This window comes from Streptomyces sp. SJL17-4, from assembly GCF_036826855.1.
Classification (GTDB): domain Bacteria; phylum Actinomycetota; class Actinomycetes; order Streptomycetales; family Streptomycetaceae; genus Streptomyces.
Genome location: NZ_CP104578.1, coordinates 3,130,573 through 3,148,617 on the forward strand (window position 1 = coordinate 3,130,573; position 18,045 = coordinate 3,148,617).

17 protein-coding genes and 1 tRNA gene are annotated in these 18,045 nt (G+C 72.9%); 9 read left to right on the top strand and 9 right to left on the bottom strand.

Features of this window, described 5'->3' with window-relative positions:
- Positions 1 to 25: 25 nt before the first annotated feature.
- Positions 26 to 613, bottom strand: a complete 588-nt coding sequence (locus tag N5875_RS13570; protein WP_318209065.1) for a DNA-3-methyladenine glycosylase I — start codon at positions 611 to 613, stop codon at positions 26 to 28.
- Positions 610 to 912 (bottom strand): hypothetical protein, encoded by a 303-nt coding sequence (locus N5875_RS13575; protein WP_318209236.1) that lies wholly within the window; start codon positions 910 to 912, stop codon positions 610 to 612. The genes N5875_RS13570 and N5875_RS13575 overlap by 4 nt, the downstream gene beginning before the upstream one ends.
- Before the next feature lie 127 nt (positions 913 to 1,039).
- Between N5875_RS13575 and folP the strand changes: the two genes are divergently transcribed.
- The gene (gene folP / locus N5875_RS13580) at positions 1,040 to 1,900 is read left to right on the top strand and encodes a dihydropteroate synthase (RefSeq protein WP_318209064.1); all 861 of its coding nucleotides are present in this window, start codon (positions 1,040 to 1,042) and stop codon (positions 1,898 to 1,900) included.
- Between the two features lie 110 nt (positions 1,901 to 2,010).
- Here the strand turns inward: folP and N5875_RS13585 are convergent, their stop codons facing one another.
- Together N5875_RS13585 and dapE are read right to left on the bottom strand one after the other, a co-directional pair.
- Positions 2,011 to 2,760, bottom strand: coding sequence for a TIGR00730 family Rossman fold protein (locus tag N5875_RS13585; protein ID WP_015035973.1), 750 nt, complete (start codon positions 2,758 to 2,760; stop codon positions 2,011 to 2,013).
- A gap of 107 nt (positions 2,761 to 2,867) precedes the next feature.
- Positions 2,868 to 3,962, bottom strand: a complete 1,095-nt coding sequence (gene dapE, locus N5875_RS13590) for a succinyl-diaminopimelate desuccinylase (protein ID WP_338493898.1) — start codon at positions 3,960 to 3,962, stop codon at positions 2,868 to 2,870.
- Between the two features lie 29 nt (positions 3,963 to 3,991).
- On the opposite strand from dapE, the gene N5875_RS13595 reads away from it, so the two are divergent.
- Positions 3,992 to 4,948: a hypothetical protein gene (locus N5875_RS13595; RefSeq protein ID WP_318209062.1), complete on the top strand. Its 957-nt coding sequence runs from the start codon at positions 3,992 to 3,994 to the stop codon at positions 4,946 to 4,948.
- Positions 4,949 to 5,399: 451 nt separating this feature from the next.
- Positions 5,400 to 5,861, top strand: a complete 462-nt coding sequence (locus N5875_RS13600) for an ATP-binding protein (protein ID WP_318209061.1) — start codon at positions 5,400 to 5,402, stop codon at positions 5,859 to 5,861.
- 114 nt (positions 5,862 to 5,975) lie between these two features.
- On the opposite strand, the gene dapC is transcribed toward N5875_RS13600, so the two are convergent.
- Both dapC and fdxA read right to left on the bottom strand, forming a co-directional pair.
- A complete protein-coding gene (dapC, locus tag N5875_RS13605; RefSeq protein ID WP_318209060.1) occupies positions 5,976 to 7,094 on the bottom strand; it encodes a succinyldiaminopimelate transaminase in 1,119 nt (372 codons plus the stop codon).
- Between the two features lie 87 nt (positions 7,095 to 7,181).
- Positions 7,182 to 7,502, bottom strand: coding sequence for a ferredoxin (gene fdxA, locus N5875_RS13610; RefSeq protein WP_015035968.1), 321 nt, complete (start codon positions 7,500 to 7,502; stop codon positions 7,182 to 7,184).
- A gap of 112 nt (positions 7,503 to 7,614) precedes the next feature.
- On the opposite strand from fdxA, the gene N5875_RS13615 reads away from it, so the two are divergent.
- The 4 genes from N5875_RS13615 to N5875_RS13630 all read left to right on the top strand — a co-directional run bounded on the left by N5875_RS13615 (position 7,615) and on the right by N5875_RS13630 (position 13,008).
- The gene (locus tag N5875_RS13615; RefSeq protein ID WP_318209059.1) at positions 7,615 to 8,616 is read left to right on the top strand and encodes a GNAT family N-acetyltransferase; all 1,002 of its coding nucleotides are present in this window, start codon (positions 7,615 to 7,617) and stop codon (positions 8,614 to 8,616) included.
- A gap of 7 nt (positions 8,617 to 8,623) precedes the next feature.
- Complete coding sequence (locus N5875_RS13620) at positions 8,624 to 9,586, top strand: transglutaminase-like domain-containing protein (RefSeq protein WP_318209058.1); 963 nt, start codon at positions 8,624 to 8,626, stop codon at positions 9,584 to 9,586.
- A gap of 135 nt (positions 9,587 to 9,721) precedes the next feature.
- Positions 9,722 to 11,386, top strand: a complete 1,665-nt coding sequence (locus tag N5875_RS13625; protein ID WP_338493908.1) for a protein kinase — start codon at positions 9,722 to 9,724, stop codon at positions 11,384 to 11,386.
- Positions 11,386 to 13,008: a serine/threonine-protein kinase gene (locus N5875_RS13630; protein ID WP_338493911.1), complete on the top strand. Its 1,623-nt coding sequence runs from the start codon at positions 11,386 to 11,388 to the stop codon at positions 13,006 to 13,008. The genes N5875_RS13625 and N5875_RS13630 overlap by 1 nt, the downstream gene beginning before the upstream one ends.
- An 18-nt stretch (positions 13,009 to 13,026) precedes the next feature.
- Here N5875_RS13630 and N5875_RS13635 read toward each other — a convergent pair.
- A tRNA-Ala gene (locus N5875_RS13635) sits at positions 13,027 to 13,101 on the bottom strand.
- A gap of 1,039 nt (positions 13,102 to 14,140) precedes the next feature.
- A complete protein-coding gene (locus N5875_RS13640) occupies positions 14,141 to 14,596 on the bottom strand; it encodes a hypothetical protein (protein WP_318209054.1) in 456 nt (151 codons plus the stop codon).
- Between the two features lie 296 nt (positions 14,597 to 14,892).
- Between N5875_RS13640 and N5875_RS13645 the strand changes: the two genes are divergently transcribed.
- On the top strand, positions 14,893 to 15,258 hold the full coding sequence (locus N5875_RS13645; RefSeq protein ID WP_318209053.1) for a DUF1304 domain-containing protein: 366 nt from the start codon (positions 14,893 to 14,895) through the stop codon (positions 15,256 to 15,258).
- 90 nt (positions 15,259 to 15,348) lie between these two features.
- Complete coding sequence (locus N5875_RS13650; protein ID WP_318209052.1) at positions 15,349 to 15,573, top strand: hypothetical protein; 225 nt, start codon at positions 15,349 to 15,351, stop codon at positions 15,571 to 15,573.
- 88 nt (positions 15,574 to 15,661) lie between these two features.
- On the opposite strand, the gene N5875_RS13655 is transcribed toward N5875_RS13650, so the two are convergent.
- Entirely contained in the window at positions 15,662 to 18,043 is a 2,382-nt protein-coding gene (locus tag N5875_RS13655) for a hypothetical protein (RefSeq protein WP_338493914.1), read from the bottom strand.
- Positions 18,044 to 18,045 lie beyond the last annotated feature (2 nt).

Here is an 18,045-nt window from a genome sequence, read left to right on the forward strand (position 1 = left end):
TCCGAACGGAATCAGTGGTCCGGGGCTACTCCCCGCCCCGGGCCACGCACCCCTTCACATGGTCGTCGACCAGCCCGCACGCCTGCATCAACGCGTACGCGGTCGTCGGGCCGATGAAGCGGAGGCCGCGTTTCTTGAGGGCCTTCGAGAGGGCCGTGGACTCGTCCGTGACCGCCGGGACGTCCGCGACCGTACGCGGGACCGGGCGGGTCCTCGGATCGGGGGCGTACGACCAGATCAGCTCGTCCAGTTCGCCCGGTGCCCAGCCGGCCAGCAGTTTCGCGTTGGCGAGGGTCGCGTCGATCTTGGCCCGGTTGCGGATGATGCCCGCGTCCACGAGGAGCCGCTCGCGGTCCGCGTCGGCGAACTCGGCGACCGCGGCGATCCGGAAACCGGCGAACGCCGCCCGGAAGCCCTCGCGGCGGCGCAGGATCGTGATCCACGACAGACCCGACTGGAAGGCCTCCAGGCAGAGCCGCTCGAACAGGGCGTCGTCGCCGTGGACCGCGCGGCCCCACTCCTCGTCGTGGTAGGCCACGTAGTCCTCGGTCGACAGGCCCCAGGGGCACCGCAGCCGCCCGTCCGGGCCCGGCACCGCGCCGCCGGCCGTCATGCCCGCCCGTCCTCTCCGTCACCGGCGGCGGCCGCTCCCGCGAGCGCCTCCTCCAGCTCCGAGATCCGGGCGTCCCGCTCGGCCAGCTCGGCGCCGAGGCGGACCAGCACGTCGTCCACGTCCGCCATCCGGTAGCCGCGGACCGCGACGGGGAGACGGAGCGCCTCGACGTCCGCGCGGTCGACCGGGCGGGCGGCCGGCAGGGGGTCGACGAGCTCCTGGGGAGCCACCTCGGGCAGCACCTCGCTGTCGCCGCCGCCGACCACGGCGAGGGTCACCGCGGCCACGACCACGACCATCGTGATGAGCAGAAACCAGAACACCTGCGCGCCTCTCCCCGGAGTGGAAAACGTCCCGTGCCGATCGTGCCATGCGCCACCGACAGCTAGGGTCGCAGGCGAACGGACACGAGGGAGGACAAAAGGGATGCTGCGCTTGGGACGGCGTGAATTCGGGCCGCACGAGCCGGTGATCATGGCGATCGTGAACCGGACGCCGGACTCCTTCTACGACCAGGGCGCCACCTTCCGGGACGAGCCGGCGCTCGCCCGCGTCGAGCAGGCCGTCGCCGAGGGGGCGGCGATCATCGACATCGGCGGGGTGAAGGCGGGCCCCGGCGAGGAGGTCACGGCCGAGGAGGAGGCGCGGCGCACGGTCGGATTCGTCGCGGAGGTCCGCAGGCGCCACCCCGATGTCGTCATCAGCGTGGACACCTGGCGGGCGGACGTCGGCGCGGCGGTCTGCGAGGCCGGCGCGGACGTCCTGAACGACGCGTGGGGCGGGGTCGACCCGGGGCTCGCCGAGGTGGCCGCGAAGTACGGCGCGGGGCTCGTGTGCACGCACGCGGGTGGCGCGGAGCCACGGACGCGGCCGCACCGCGTGGAGTACGACGACGTGATGGCCGACATCCTGCGCGTGACCGTGGGACTCGCCGAGCGGGCGGTCGCGCTCGGAGTGCGGCGGGACGCGATCATGATCGACCCGGGCCACGACTTCGGGAAGAACACCCGGCACAGCCTGGAGGCGACGCGGCGCCTCGGGGAGATGGCGGAGACGGGGTGGCCGGTGCTCGTCTCCCTCTCCAACAAGGACTTCGTCGGCGAGACGCTCGACCGGCCGGTGAAGGAGCGGGTCCTCGGGACCCTGGCGACGACGGCCGTCTCGGCGTGGCTCGGGGCGCAGGTGTACCGGGTGCATGAGGTCGCCGAGACGCGGCAGGTGCTGGACATGGTCGCGTCCATCGCCGGGCACCGGCCGCCCGCCGTGGCCCGGCGCGGGCTCGCGTAGTCGGACGGGGTGGGGAAGGGGCGCCTGCGGCGGGCCTCTCCCCCACCCCGCCCCTTCCCGAAACCGGGGCTCCGCCCCGGACCCCGCGCCTCAAACGCCGGCGGGGCTGATTACTTGCCGGTCTCCTTCGTCACGAGGGCGACCGCCTCGTCCACGTCGTCCGTGACGTGGAAGAGGAGCAGGTCCCGCTCCGAGGCCTTGCCGCCCGCGACGACCGAGTCGCGGAGCCAGTCCACGAGGCCCTTCCAGTACTGCGTGCCGAAGAGGACGATCGGGAAGCGGGTCACCTTGCGGGTCTGGACCAGGGTGAGCGCCTCGAAGAGCTCGTCGAGGGTGCCGAGGCCGCCGGGCAGGACCACGAAGCCCTGCGCGTACTTCACGAACATCGTCTTGCGGACGAAGAAGTAGCGGAAGTTCACGCCGATGTCGACGTGCGGGTTGAGCCCCTGCTCGAAGGGGAGCTCGATCCCGAGGCCCACCGAGACGCCCTTGGCCTCCCGGGCCCCCTTGTTGGCCGCCTCCATGGCGCCGGGGCCGCCGCCCGTGATGACCGCGAAGCCGGCCTCGACGAGCGCCCTGCCGATCCGTACGCCCGCCTCGTACTCCGGCGAGTCCGGCTTCGTGCGGGCCGAGCCGAAGACGCTGATCGCGCTCGGCAGTTCGGCGAGGGCGCCGAAGCCCTCGACGAACTCGGACTGGATGCGCATGACCCGCCAGGGGTCGGTGTGCACCCATTCCGAGTCGCCCTCGGTGTCGAGCAGCCGCTGGTCCGTGGTGCCCGGCTGGACCTGGTCCCGGCGCCTGAGCACCGGCCCGAGCCGCTGCTCCTCCGGCTTCGTCTCCCCCTCAGGGATACCCATGGCCTGCTCCCTCCGTCGATCCAACGATCTTCTGGTCCGGTCAGCGTAGGACCACAGAGGTGACGAAACGCGAAATTACGGAAGTCGGGACGAGGGAAGTCGGGCGGTCAGGCGGTCAGCCAGTCGCGGAGCCGTGCCTCGCAGTGGTGGATCCGGTCGACCGGCACGTGCTCGTCCCGCTTGTGCGCGTAGATCGGGTCGCCGGGGCCGTAGTTGACCGCGGGCACCCCGAGGGCGCTGAAGCGGGCCACGTCGGTCCAGCCGAACTTGGGCTGGGCGCTGCCGCCGACGGCCTTCATGAAGGCCTCCGCCGCCGGGTGGGAGAGGCCGGGCAGGGCGCCGGGGCTCTCGTCGTCGATCACGAACTCGGCGATGTCGCAGTCGGCGAAGAACTCGCGGACGTACGCCAGGGCCTCGGCCGGGGAGCGGTCGGGGGCGTACCGGTAGTTGACCGTGACCGTGCAGGCGTCGGGGATGACGTTGGTGGCGACGCCGCCCTGGATCGCGACGGCGTTGAGGCCCTCGTGGTACTCCAGGCCGTCGATGACCGGCTTGCGCGGCTCGTAGGCGGCGAGGCGGGCGAGGATCGGGGCGGCGGTGTGGATGGCGTTGGAGCCCATCCAGGACCGCGCGGAGTGGGCCCGCTCGCCCGCGGTGTGCAGGATCACGCGCAGCGTGCCCTGGCAGCCGCCCTCGACCTGGGCGTCGGACGGCTCCAGGAGGACGGCGAAGTCGCCCTCCAGCCAGTCGGGGTGCGCGTCGGCGATCTTCCCGAGGCCGTTGAGGTGGGCGGCGACCTCCTCGTTGTCGTAGAAGACGAACGTGAGGTCCCGGTTGGGCTCGGGGACGGTGGCGGCGATCCGCAGCTGGACGGCGACCCCGGACTTCATGTCGGAGGTGCCGCAGCCCCACAGGATGCCGTCCTCGTCGAGCCGCGAGGGCACGTTGTCGGCGATCGGCACGGTGTCGATGTGACCGGCGAGGACGACCCGCTCGCCGCGGCCGAGGCGCGTACGGGCCACGACGTTGTTTCCGTACCGGTCGACCGTGAGGTGCGGCAGGGCGCGCAGTGCCTGCTCGATGGCGTCCGCGAGCGGCTGCTCGGTCCCGCTGACGGACGGGAAGTCGACGAGGGCGGCGGTGAGCGCGGCCCCGTCCTGGGACAGGTCGAGGGGCATGTCGAGCGGGGTGATGTCAGCCATGTGCCGACCCTAACGCGGCCTCCAGTACGGTGGGCCCCGTGTCCGAGCCCACCCGCCCCCGCCGTCGCGGCCGCCTCGCCCGTTCCGCGGCCGCATTCGCCGCGCTCCTCGGCCTTGCCTCGTACGTGGCCTTCCACCAGATGACGGGGAGCAGCGGCACGCCCCGGTGCAGTGTCGGCACCGGGGACAACCGGTACGAGTTCACCCCGGAGCAGGCGTCGAACGCCGCCATGATCTCCGCCGTGGGCACCTCCCGGGGCCTGCCGGAGCGGGCGGTGACCATCGCCCTGGCGACGGCCCTCCAGGAGTCGGCCCTGCGGAACATCGAGCACGGCGACCGGGACTCGCTCGGTCTCTTCCAGCAGCGGCCCTCGATGGGCTGGGGAACGCCGGCGCAGATCATGGACCCGGTGTACTCGTCGGGGAAGTTCTACGACGGTCTCGAGAAGGTCCCGGGCTATTCGCGGCTGCCGCTGACGGTGGCGGCGCAGAAGGTGCAGAAGAGCGGTTTCCCGCAGGCGTACGCGAAGCACGAGCCGGACGCCACCCTTCTGTCGGCCGCGCTGACCGGCCGGTCTCCGGCCGCCCTCTCCTGTACGGCGAGCGAGGCCGAGGGCCGTCCGGGCGATCCCGAGAAGGTGCGCACGGAGCTGGTACGCGCCTTCGGTGAGAAGGCGGCTCCGACGGCCGTGACGGGCGGCCCGAGCGCGGGCCGGTCGGCGGCCGAGCCGCCGGTGCTCGTGGTGCCGGTCCGGTCGACGGCCAGGGCCGGGGGCGCGGCTTCGGACGCGCGGCGCGGCTGGGAGCTGGCGCAGTGGGCCGTGGCGCGGGCGGAGACGCTGCGCATCACGGAGGTCGTGTACGGGGACCGGGTGTGGCGCGCGGGGGAGGCACGGGGCGGCTGGTCGAAGGTCTCAGGGGCCTCGAAGACCTTGGGCGCGCCCGCCTCCGGCGGGGAATCCGTCCGCATGCGACTCGCAAAGTAGCCCGCTCGGCAGTCGATCTCCGGGTGATTGGCGGTCGGCCTCCGGGTGACCGGCGGTCGGTCTCCGGGTATCGGCAGTCGATCTACCGTCGCTCGGCCACCGGCCTCCGGTCGCTCGGCCACCGGTCTCCGGTCTCCGGTCAATCCGAAGCCGATCACCCGTACGGCGATTCACTCGCCCGTGGCATGACACCGGTGCGCGTCCGGAGAAATTCGCGACCCTTCCGCGCCGTCTTTTCCGCATCGCGCCCCATCCCCTCGATTCCCATGCGGGACAAGGGAAGTGACGGTTCGGCAGACGGCTACGCAATGACGTGTTCGTCCGCCTTCCTCCCCACCCGACAATACGACGCATTACCAATTCTTTACCTTCGACCGCCGCAACCTCCCCCGCCCCGGGGCCGGTTGTCACTGCGTCCGAACAACACCTCGCACCTCGTCGAAGGAGCACCATGTCCCTCCCCCTGACCCGTCGGATCGCCCGCGCCGCCCTCCTCATCGCGGCCGGAGCAGCCCCCGTGGTCGGTGCGGCCGGCTCCGCGAGCGCCCTGGACCACAGCCTCGCGCCGACCGGCGCCCTCGGCGGCATCTCCGCCCTGGACGCCGCCAGTGCGGGCACCGCCGTCGACAGCGCCTCGCAGACCGCCACCGGCGTCGTCGGCGCCACCGGCAGCCAGGCCGTCGGCACGGCCGTCCCCGCCGCCGGCGAGGCGGTCGGCTCGGCGGGCAAGACCGCCACCCCCGCCGCCCAGCAGGTCGCCGGTGACACCGCCGGCAGCGCGGGCGAGGTCGTCGGCAAGACCGCCGGCGCCGCCGCCGAGAGCGCGGAGGGCCCGACCGGCGGCGCCCTCGGCGGCGGCCTCGGCGGCCTGCCGACCGGCCAGACGCTCGGTGGCCTGCCCGTCGGCGGCTGACCCGACCGGGAAGCAGTTCACGCGGAAGGGCCCGGGGAGCGAATGCTCCCCGGGCCCTTCCGCGTACGTCTCGGACGATGTCCCGGACAATGTCTCGGACGATGCCCTGGACGGTCAGCCGAGCCGCTTGACCGCCGCCGCGACCCGCTCGTCCGTCGCCGTGAACGCGACCCGCACGAACCGCTCCCCCGCCTCGCCGTAGAAGTCGCCCGGCGCCACGAGAACGCCCTTCTCCGCCAGATACGCCACGGTCTCCCAGCACGGCTCGTCCCGGGTCGCCCACAGGTACAGGCTCGCCTCGCTGTGCTCGATCCGGAAGCCGTGCGCCTCCAGGGCCGCCCGCAGCGCCGCCCGGCGGGCCGCGTACCGCTCCCGCTGCTCGGCCACGTGCGCGTCGTCGCCGAGCGCCGCGACCGTCGCCGCCTGCACCGGCGCCGCGGTCATCATGCCGCCGTGCTTGCGGATCTGGAGCAGCTCGCCGAGCACGGCCGCGTCACCCGCGACGAACGCGGCGCGGTAGCCGGCCAGGTTGGAGCGCTTGGACAGCGAGTGGACGGCGACGATGCCCTCGTACGAGCCCCCGCAGACGTCCGGGTGCAGCACGGAGACCGGGTCGGCCTCCCAGCCCAGCTCCAGGTAGCACTCGTCGGAGAAGACGAGGACGCCGTGCTCGCGCGCCCAGGCCACGATCCGGGTCAGCTCGTCCTTGGCGATGACCTTGCCGGTCGGGTTCGACGGCGAGTTGAGCCAGAGCAGCTTGAGCCCGGCCGGGTCCAGCTCGGTGCCCGCGGGGTCACCCGCAAATGTCTCCGTGTCGTAGACGACGGGGGTCGCGCCGCAGAGCCGCGCCCCGACCTCGTACGTCGGGTAGGCGAGCCGCGGGTACGCCACCACGTCACCGGCGCCGAGACCCAGCTGCGTCGGCAGCCAGGCCACCAGCTCCTTGGAGCCGACCACCGGCAGCACGTTCTCGTGCGCGAAGCCCACCGCGCCCAGCCGCCGCTCGCACCAGCCGGTCAGCGCGTCCCGCAGCTCCTTCGTACCCCAGACCGTGGGATAGCCCGGCGAGTCCGCCGCCGCGACCAGGGCCTCCTGGATCAGCGCGGGGACCGGGTCGACGGGCGTGCCGACGGACAGGTCCACGATTCCGTCCGGGTGCGCCAGGGCCGTCTTCTTGTACGGCTCCAGCTTGTCCCAGGGGAAGACGGGCAGGCGCGAAGAGACTGCGCTCACGGTTTGGCTCACTTCCTGGTACGTACGGGGAAACGCCTCGGTCCCGTACGGCGGCGAGGCCGTACGGGACCGGATGCGGTCGTTCAATCAGCCGTTCTGCGGCGGCAGGGCGGCGATGAAGGGGTGGTCGCGCTCGATCTCGCCGAGCTTGGAGGCACCACCGGGCGAACCGAGCTCGTCGAAGAACTCGACGTTCGCCTTGTAGTAGTCCTTCCACTCCTCCGGGGTGTCGTCCTCGTAGAAGATCGCCTCAACCGGGCAGACCGGCTCACAGGCCCCGCAGTCGACGCATTCGTCCGGGTGGATGTACAAGGACCGCTTGCCCTCGTAGATGCAGTCGACGGGGCACTCCTCGATGCACGCCTTGTCCTTCACGTCGACACAAGGCTGCGCGATGACGTAGGTCACGCTGTCGTTCCTCCTCGATAGGGCTGGTCTGCGCGGGAGCGCGGCGTCGTCGATGCCCGCACCTAGTATCTCCGTTCTTGGGGGCGATCCGAACAGGAGGGGCGGAGAAGCTGTGGAATTCACCGGCGGAGGGCGCCTTGAGGTCCGAATCACCAGCGCTGACGTGGGAAAACGTGTGTCCGTTCGGTACGTGACGGACTCAGCGGCAGCGGGTGAGAAGTTCACCGACGCGGTCGGCGTTCTCACATCATGGGACAACTCTGTGCTGCTGATCACACGAAAGAGCGGCGAGAGCGTCCGGATCGCGGAATCCACCCTGGTCGCCGGGAAGACCGTCCCGGCCGCCCCGGCCCGCCGCCGCGGCCCCTCCGCCACCTTCCCCGAGCTGGCCCGCGCCACCGCGCGCGCGTGGCGACCGGTCGAGAGCGAGGCGCTCGGCGAATGGACCCTGCGGGCCGCCGACGGCTTCACCCGGCGGGCCAACTCGGTGCTCCCCCTCGGTGATCCCGGGCTGCCGATCGCCGACGCCCTGACGCACGTACGCGCGTGGTACGAGGCGAGGAAGCTCCCCGCGTACATCCAGACCGCCACCGGCGCCGAGGGCACCCAGGAGCTGCTCTGCGCGGCCCTCGACCGGCACGGCTGGCGGCGCGAGGTCTCCGCCGAGGTGCGGATCGCGGCCCTGGCCCCAATCGGCGACCTGGACGCCGACGTCTCCGCCGTACGGCTCTCCCGCGACGTCGACGAGTCGTGGCTGCGCCGCTACCAGCGCTTCGGCGAACCGGGCCCGGCGGTACGGTCGGTGCTGACGTCCGGCCCGAGTGTGTGGTTCGCGTCCGTGGCGGGCACGGGAGGGGTACCGGCGGCGATCGGACGGTGCGTGGTCGACGGACGCTGGGCCGGCTTCATGGCCGTCGAGGTGGACCCGGAGCAGCGGCGCCGGGGTCTGGCGACGTCCGTCATGACGGCGCTCGCCCGACAAGCCCTCGACGAGGGCGCGTCGGCGACCTGGCTCCAGGTGGAGGCGGACAACGACGGCGCGCGGGCGCTGTACGACGGGATGGGCTTCGCGCCGCATCACCACTACCACCACTACCGATGGGCGGAGGCGTGACGGAGGCGTGACGGAGGACGTACCACCACCGGAGGACGGACCGGAGGACAGGCCGGAGGACGCACCGGCGGATGGGCCGGAGGACGGGCCGGAGGACGGACCACCGCGGCAGGACGGGGCAGCGGGTGAGGATGCCTGCGCGAGCCCCGGCCCGCCCGACTGGCGTCGGGAGTTCGCGGAGGAGGCGCGGTCGGAGCGGCCCGACCTCGCCCGGCTCTGCCTGCTGATCGGAGCGGTGGCCGACCCCACCGTCACCCGGCACGTCCTGAACGAGGCCGAGATCGAACTCGACCGCCTCGCCGGGCTCCTCCCGTACGCCACCCGGATCACCGGCGACTGGACCACCGCCCTCGCCGAGCTCCTCGGCAGCCGCGAGGGCTTCGTGGGCGTGCCCGCCGACTACCAGCGCCTGGAGTCCTCGCTCCTGCACGAGGTGCTCCGGCGCCGCCGAGGCCTGCCGATCCTGCTCTCCGTCGTCTGGATGGAGGTCGCACGCCGGGCCGGCGCCCCCGTGTACGGACTCGGGCTGCCCGGCCACTTCGTCGTGGGCTTCGGAGACCCCGCCGACCTGAACCTCGCCGACCCGTTCGCGGGCGGCCGCGCCATGACGGGCCCGGACGCCGAGCTCCTGGTGACGAGCACGACGGGCGAGGCCCTCGACCGCTCCATGCTCCGGCCCGCCGAGCCCGGGGCGATCGTGCTGCGGGTCCTCAACAACATCCGCGCCTGGGCGGCCCCGCGCCCGGAGCGCTCCGACGTGGCCCTGTGGGCGGTGGAACTCTCCCTGCTCCTCCCCTCCCACCCGGCGCGGCTCCGCTACGAGCGCGCCGAGCTGCTCGTCCAGCGCGGGGACTTCCTCACGGGGGCGGCGGAGATGGAGGCGTACGCGCAGGTCATGGACGCGGTGGACCCGGAGTCGGCGACGACGATCCGGCGCCGGGCGCAGGCGGCGCGGGCACGGCTCAACTAGGACGTGGCCGACGGGCCGGATCGTGCGGGAGGGGCGCCCGAGTCGGCGCGCCCGCCCAGCCCTTAGACTCCCCTGGCGTTCTCGGGGGAGGGTGACGACGACATGCAGCCATGCGGGCCGAACGATCCGTCGCAGGTGGGGCCGTTCCGTACGTTGGCGGTGCTCGGGCAGGGCGGGATGGGCCGGGTCCTGCTCGGGACGGCGGCGAACGGACAGCTCGTCGCGATCAAGCAGGTGCACGCCGATCTGGCCGACGACGCCGGGTTCCGGTCGCGGTTCCGGCGGGAGGTCGACGCCTCGCGCCGGGTGTCCGGCGCCTACACGGCACCGGTGGTCGAGGCCGATCCGGAGGCGGTGACGCCGTGGCTGGCGTCGCTGTTCCTGCCGGGGCCGTCGCTGAGCGAGGCCTTGGCGGGGGCGAGAGCGTCGGCAGCGGGAGCGGGAGCCCCGGGGACGGCGGTAGCGGCATCGGGGTCCCCTGTGGCGTCCGCACCGGTTGGGCTGCCAGAGGAGGCCGTACGTCGGCTCGCCGCAGGTCTCGCGCAGGCCCTCGTCGACATCCACCGGGCCGGGCTCGTCCACCGCGACCTCAAACCGTCGAACGTGCTGCTCACCGACGACGGCGTCCGCGTCATCGACTTCGGCATCGCGCGGGCCGCCGACCAGATGACCAAGCTGACCCACACGGGCGCTCTCATCGGCTCCCCCGCGTTCATGGCACCCGAGCAGGTCCGGGGAGAGGCGCCGACGCCCGCCACGGACGTGTTCGCGCTCGGCGCCACGCTGGTGGTGGCCTGCACGGGGAACACGCCGTTCAGCGGCACCTCGGTCCCCGCCCTCATGCACTCCATCGCCCACACCGAACCCGTCCTCGACGGCGTCCCGCCGGGCCTGCGGGGGATCGTCGAGGCCTGCCTGGCCAAGGACCCGGGCCTGCGGCCCTCGCCGCAGGACGTGCTCGGCATGATCGGCCCGGTGGCCCCGCTGCGGCAGCCGTGGCCGGAGGGCGTGCAGCGCCGGATCGCGGAGCAGGCGGCGGAGATCGACCGCCTCATGGGGTCGGCACCGACGCACGCGGGGCCGGCCGTGCATGCGCCCGTACCCGCGCCCGCACGGCGTTCGCGACGGCAGCGCAGGTGGATCGCCGCCGCCGTGACCGCCGGGGCGCTCACCGTCACCGGGGCGGTGTTCGCGGCGACGGGCTGGGCGGCGGACGTGTACTACTGGGTCGCGCCGGAGCCCGTACCGACGCCGGGGAACGTACCGCTGAACCAGGTGGCCGACGCGTACACGGGCACGATCCCGACCTGCGCGGAGGCCGGTGCGGCGATCAAGCGGCCTCCCGGCTTCACCCCGTTCCCGGTCAAGGACGGTGGGCCGCCGATCACCTCGGAGGACGGACAGCGGAACCAGTGCACCTGGAGCACCCGCTCCGGCGACGAGATCACGTTCGCTCTGAGCATCTACCGCTCGAAGAACGGCGGCCCCACCGGAGCCGAGCAGTCGAAGTCCCACTACGAGGGCATGTACATGCGGGGCAAGACCCTGCGCGTCTCCACGCTCGACTACGTGGAGGAGGCCCTCTGGTACAAGCCGGACGGCGGTTACTGCGTGCTGTACGGCCGGGACGTGAACGCCGAGCTGTTCGTCATGGTGAAGGGCACGAACTACCCCGTGGGGACTTGTGAGGCCGTGACCGAGGACCTCGGGAAGCAGACCATGGCGGTACTGAGGGCGAAGGCGAAGACCAAGACGACGACGGCGACGGCGACGGCGACGACGGCCGAGGGGGCCCAGTGATGCGCCCCCTCGGACCCACCGACCCGCGTACGGCCGGACCGTACGGGCTCCTCGCCGAACTCGGGCGCGGCGGCATGGGCCGCGTGTTCCTCGGCGCCGCACCGGACGGGCGGCTCGCCGCCGTGAAGCAGGTGCACGCGCGGCTCGCCGCCGACGAGGACTTCCGCGCCCGCTTCCGGCGCGAGGTCGCGGCCTCGCGGAGGGTGTCCGGCGCGTGCACGGCGGCCGTGATGGACGCCGACACCGAGGCGGCCACGCCCTGGCTCGCCTCGGTCTTCGTCGCCGGGCCGTCGCTCGGTGCGGCGGTCGAGCGGTCCGGGACGCTGCCCGTGGAGACGGTACGGCGGCTCGCCGTGCAGCTGGCGACGGCGCTGGACGAGATCCACCGGGCGGGGCTGATCCACCGCGATCTGAAGCCCGAGAACGTGCTGCTGGCGGAGGACGGAGCCCGGGTCATCGACTTCGGGATCGCGCGGGCGGCGGAGGCGGGAGCCGGGGCCGGGGCCGGGCACGTGACTGAGCTGACGGGGACGGGGCTGGTGGTCGGCTCGCCCGCGTTCATGTCGCCCGAGCAGGCCGAGGGGAAGGAACTCACCCCGGCGAGCGACGTGTTCTCGCTCGGCTCGGTCCTGACGCTCGCGTCGACCGGGGCGAGCCCGTTCGCCGGACCCTCGACCTTCCAGGCCCTGTACAACGTCGTCCACACGGAGCCGGACCTCACCGCCGTACCGGCCGGACTGCGCCCGCTCGTGACGTGGTGCCTGGCGAAGGACCCGGCGGCCCGCCCGACGCCCGCGCAGCTCCTGGCGTCGCTGGGACCGGCGGCGCCGGTGGCACGGCAGTGGCCACCGGCGGTGCACGCGGCGATCGCGGAACAGCGGCGGGACATCGACCGACTGCTGGTCGGCGGGGGTGGGGCCGGCGGCAGCGATGACCACAAGCGGACGGTGGTCCTGCCGCCGGGCGGCGGCGCGGCCGCGCCGACGGCGGTGGCCACACGGCTGGACGCCGCCCCGGTACGCCCGCGCCGGGCGGGCCGGAGGGGCCGGACCGGCCGGTTCGTTGCGGCGGGGGTGGCCCTGGCCGTCCTCGGCGCCGGGGCGTGGTGGTACTTCGGGGACGGTGGGCCGGGGGAAGGCCCGCCGGACCTGTACGTGACGATGCCGGTCTGCTCGGAGGTGGCCGCGAAACTGCCGGTGCCGGGGGAACGACGCCCGGACCAGGACCAGTACCTGGACTACTCGGACAACGCGGAGACCAGCTGCTCGTGGAACGACAAGGACGAGCCGCAGTCGGACGGCTGGAACTACCACGCGCATGCGATGGTCCGCTGGGAGCTGCGCCGTAGCGCGGGCGCGAGTGAGAACGGCACGCGACGCCAGGAGGCGGAGTTCGCGGACGACGCGGAGGGCGAACGCCCGGAGAAGGGACTCGACTTCGCGGACGAGGCCTTCTGGAGCGCTCCGAGCAGCGCGGAGACGACGTGCTCGCTGTACGTCCGCAGGGGAAACCTGGTGGTGTACGTGTCCCTGGGCGGGAAGCGGCACCAGGCGGAGACGTGCGAGGGGGAGGCCAAGAAGATCTCGGCGGCGGCGGTGTCGGCGATGCCGAACGCGTCCTGAGAGGGCGAGGTTTAAGGGGGCGGGGCGACCGGATTCGAACCGGCGTCCTCCGAGATGCCATCGCGGCGCATTACCTCTGTGCTACGACCCCGCCCTTGGGACGATCTTAACGGGGCAGAGGTGCGGGGACGAGGGGTTTCTGGGGTGGGCCGACTGTGGGGGTGCGGGTGCGGCCGCCCTCTTTCCGAGTGTGGCGTCCTCCACCACCGCGTCAAGGGCGCTCCTTCGTCGCGTCGGCTTCGCCGATTCCGCTTCGCTCCACCCTTGACCCGGCGGCGGAGGCCGCCTTTTCACACTCGGAGGGCGGCCGAGGGCCGGGGCCACGCGGGGGCCTCGGGGGTGGTTGCGCGTCGTGGGCGGCGTGGGGCTTGTGGGTGGGGTGCGAGGCCGGGCATCGGTTGCGGTGGGTTTGGCTGTGCCGGTGAGCGGGTGGGGCTTGGTTCGTTGCTCGGGCCGGTGGGTGAAGTCCGGTGGGTTGGGGGTGCGCGGTTGTTGAATGGGGCGGCCCGGCTTGGCTTGGCGGGTTGCGGCCGGCGGTTGGTTGGGATTCAGGCCCCGCTGGTCTGTGTGGGTGGGTGGTTCGGCGGTGGCGGTGAGAGTTTCTTGCACTTTCATCGCCCGATAAGGGCGATTCACCCCCAATGAGGCTTAATCTGGGGCCTGCTACTTCGAGAAGTGCAGAGTTACTCACGCCCCCACCCACCGGGAATGACCAGCGGGGCCTGAAGCCCCGCTCCGATCGGCATTCCGACGCTAAGCGTCGCCCCGCCGCCCCATTCAACAACCGCGCACCCGAACCGGCCGACGGAAGCCCATCCCCCTCGGCCGCGAACCAAGCCCCCACCCACCGGCCGGCACACGCCCTCCCGCCCCGGCCGCTGCCCGGGCCGTACGCGTGACCCCGTCCCCTGGACCGCCCTCCGAGAGTGTTTTCGCTCCTGGAGGTGGTGGGTCAAGGGTGGCCGAAGGCCATCGCGCAGCGACGCGACCGCAGGGAGCGCCCTTGACGCACCACCGGAAGGAGCGACTCTCGGAAAGAGGGCGGTCCCACCCGACACTCGCGTACCCGGCCCACCCCTAGGACCCCAAGCCCCCCGCCACCCGCCGGGCGTCCCCGGCGGGTGGCGGTACGTCAGACCTGCCAGTACTTACGGATGTACCCCGTCAGCGTGGCGCTGGCGTGGTCGTGGTCCAGCAGGTTGACCTTGGCGCTCATCGTGCCGCCACCGGTCGAGTCCTCGAAGTTCCCTTCGCCCCGCAGGATCTTGAACGTCCCGGACGGGTAGACCATCGTGTCCGACGTCAGCGGCGCGGAGAGCTCGTAGCTGATGTAGAGCTTGTCACCGTCGCTCTCCGTCATCGTCGCCGTCCCCTTGATGTCGTACTTGCCCGGGACGGTCGCGGTGCACGCCACCTCGTCCTGCGCCCAGGCAGCACCGCTGACCGGCGCCCCTCCGGCGGTCCCCGTCCCGACCACCTTGTAGCCGTTACAGCCCACGGTGTCCGGGTGCGTGGTCGCAACCACGCCGAAGTTCACGCTGATGGTGACCGTGGGCGGGTTCTCGATAGCGAACGACGTGCCCGCCATCCCGCCGAAAATCATTGCCGATGCGGCTCCCACGCCCGATATGCGCGCAGCCCAACGACGAGCAGTTCCTGCCATTTCATCCCCCGGATGTGATGCGGACTTTGTCCAACGAGGCCTGTGTGCAGGCCTGTTGTGAACAGTTTCCCGGTCCGGGGGCTCCTCCGTCGAGCTTTTAGGACTTTTTTCTGATTTTCAGTTTGGGATCCGGAATTAACCGTTCGTTCGCGCGAACTGCCCTACGCGAGTCGTTGCGCGCCTCCCACCGGCTCCCGGACGCCCGGCGGCAGAATGCGGCCATGCCGCTGACCGCAGACATCCTCGTCGCCCTCGTCGCCCTGCTGCACGCCTACATCCTGGTGATGGAGATGTTCCTGTGGGAGAAGGAGACCGGCCGTCGCTTCTCCGGCTTCGACGCGAAGATGGCGCGCGACACGGCCGCCATGGCCGCCAACCAAGGGCTCTACAACGGCTTCCTCGCCGCCGGGCTCGTCTGGGGCCTCATCGCCGACGACCCGACCGCCTTCCGCGTCCGGGTCTTCTTCCTGTCCTGCGTCGTCATCGCCGGCCTGTACGGCGCCGCCACGGCCAACCGCCGCATCCTCTTCGCCCAGGCCCTCCCCGGCGCGCTCGCCCTCTCCGCCGTCCTCGTCGCCCACTACTGAGACGTCCACTCGAGGCAGGCGCCGCCCTCGCCGCCGCTGATGCCGGGTTGCCCTCGATCGCCATCGGCGACCCCCTACGAAAGGCTCGCGATGCACACCCCTCACGGCCCGGGCGCCTTCGTCGCCCATACGGGCACCGACGTCTACGGTCCCGGCAAGGTCATCGCCGTGGACGGCGCCCACCGACGGGTGCGGTTCACGCACTTCGTGGCGACGATCCACGCCTCCGACCTGCGGGCCGCCTCCCCCGCCGAGACCCGGGAGATCCAGGCCTGGCTGCGGGCCAAGCAGCAGCGGTACGGGGGCGAGTGGTGATCACCACGGCCTCCCCGCCACGCCCCGAGCCCCCGGCCGACGGTCGTCGGGCGGGGGCTCGGGGGCAGGGAGCTCGGGCCTTTCGGCTCTACTGGTTCAGGTCGATCGTCTTGGTACGTTCGCCCTTGGTCTTGCCGAGGAGCGCCTCGCCCATCACGGAGGCCACGTCCTCGGGCGAGACCTCCTGCTTGGTGCCGTCGGCCTTGGTGATCATGATGCCCTTGAAGGCGCCGTCGAGGAGACGCTCGATCGCCTTCGTGTCGTAGACCGCGACCAGACGGCCGTCGGTGGCCTTCATGGAGATGATCTGCGGCAGCGAACGCGCGGGCCCGAACTGGATCTCCTTGCCGCCCGCCCTGATGGTGATGCGGTCGGACATGGCGGGAGTCGCGAACTCCTTCATCGCCCGGTCCAGTTCGGCCTTGCCGACGCTCGGCTGCCGGGTGGTGACCGGCAGCTCGACCAGCTTGCTCTGGCCGGTCTCCACCTGGGCGCGGAAGGCGTCGCGGACGGAGATCATCGAGCGCTGGACGTCGAGGCTCTTGCCGGGCTTGCCCTCGACGGGCGTCACCTTGTTCGGGGCGAACAGGATCGTGCCCTCGGTCGCCGAGCCGGACGTGCCGGCGAGGTCGGCGAGGGTGACGGCGAGCTTCTCCTCGTCGACCGGGAAGACCGGCCTGGCGACGCGTTCGCCGCCGAAGAGGGAGCCGATGACCGAGACGGGGTTGTAGTCGCTGCCCGCGGCGGCGCGGACGGTCTCCACGCTGTCGAGCGCCAGGCCCGCCTTGTCCGGCGGGAGCTGGACCTTCTTGCCGCCGACGCCGAGCTGGAGCGGTGTCCCGGCGCGCTTGCCGAGGGCCGCGTCCAGCTTGTTGACGGCCTCCTCCTTCGTACCGCCGCCGATGTCCACGCCGAGGACCGTGGTCCCCTTCGGGACGTCGGAGTGGTTGAGGAGCAGCCCGGCGCCGTAGGCGACGCCGGCGATGCCGAGGAGCCCGGCGGCGACGAGGACCAGCTTGGAGCGGCCCTTCTTCGCCGGGGCGGCGCGGTTGGGAGCGGGGGCGGGGCGCGGCGCGGGGGCCGGGGTCGCCTGCTCCTCGATGCGGGGGGTGAGGTTCGGGCGGGCCGCCTTCGGCGGGACGACCGGGATGCCGCTGGTGAGGGTGTCGCCGGAGACGTGGCCGTTGCCACCGCCGTCGGCGGGCCGTCCCGGTCCGCGCTTTCCGCCGGGGCCGCCCGGTCCGCCCCGGCCGGGGGTGGTCGGCGCGGGTGCCTGCGGGGTGAGGATCGCGGTGTCGTCGGACATGCGGGGAGCGCCGCCGGGCGCTCCGCCGGGGAACGGGGAGGCCGCGCCCTGTCCCGGTCCGCCGGGTCCGGAGGGTCCTGCGAGGCCTGCCAGGCCGGCCAGTCCGCCCTGGCCGGCGGGCGGGCCGCCCAGCGACGCGGTGCCCGTGACCGGGCCCGTCGTGGGGCCGGTCGGCGCGGCGGGGCCGGGGTACGCGGGCGTGCCGCCGGCCGGCGTGCCCGTGTACATCGGGGTTCCGGCGGCGGGAGTGCCGTCGTAGAGCGGGTTTCCGGCGCCCGGGTGGGCGGCGCCGGGGGTGCCGTCGTACATCGGGGTCCCCCCGGTGGGGGGCCCGTCGTACATCGGGGTCCCGCCGGCCGGCGTGCCCGTGTACATGGGGGTGCCGCCCGCGGGCGTGCCCGGGTACATCGGCGTGCCGCCCGCGGGCGTGCCGCCGTCGTACAGGGGGTTGCCTCCGGCGGGCCTGCCCTGGAGCGGGCGGCTCGACGGGGTGGTGCCGACCGTCGGGACGCCGGAGGTCGCGGAGCCCGCGAAGCCGGTGCCCCGGTCGTCCGGTCCGGTGGTGCCCGGAGCGGGCTTCGGGGTCGGGGTGGGTGCCGGGGGCGGCGTGGGCTCGGGGGCGGGGCTCGGGGGCGCCGCCTTGCGGGGCGCGAACCAGTCGCTCGTCTCCTTCGCCTTCGGCGTCTCCTCGGCCTGCGGCGGCTCCGGGGCCGCCGTCGGCTCGGGCTCCGGCTCCGCGGCGGGAGCGGGTGCCGGTGCTGGCTTCGCGGTGGCCGGCGACGCCGTGGGCGACTCGTTGACCGTGGTGCGGACCACGACCGGCGGGATCGGACGCGAACCCGGGATGTTGATCCGGATCCGGGTCGTCAGCGTCGTCTCGGTCTTGGGCTCCTCCGGCGGTGCGGGCGCGGCGGCACTCTCCTCCGGCGCGTCCTGCGAGGGGTGGAGCGACGGATACTGGCGGGATCCGTACGGCGGTGTACCCGAGGGGTACGCGGCTCCACCGCGCCCCTGGGCGCCGGAGGACGAACTGTCAGTCTCTCGACCAGTTTCACGACTCAAAGCAGGATCTCCCGGTTGGCTCCACCGCCCGCTCTTGCTGATGCTCGTATGACCCGGGCGGTTCGGCGGCGCGCACCACCATACTGGGCGCCGCCGTCGCATAG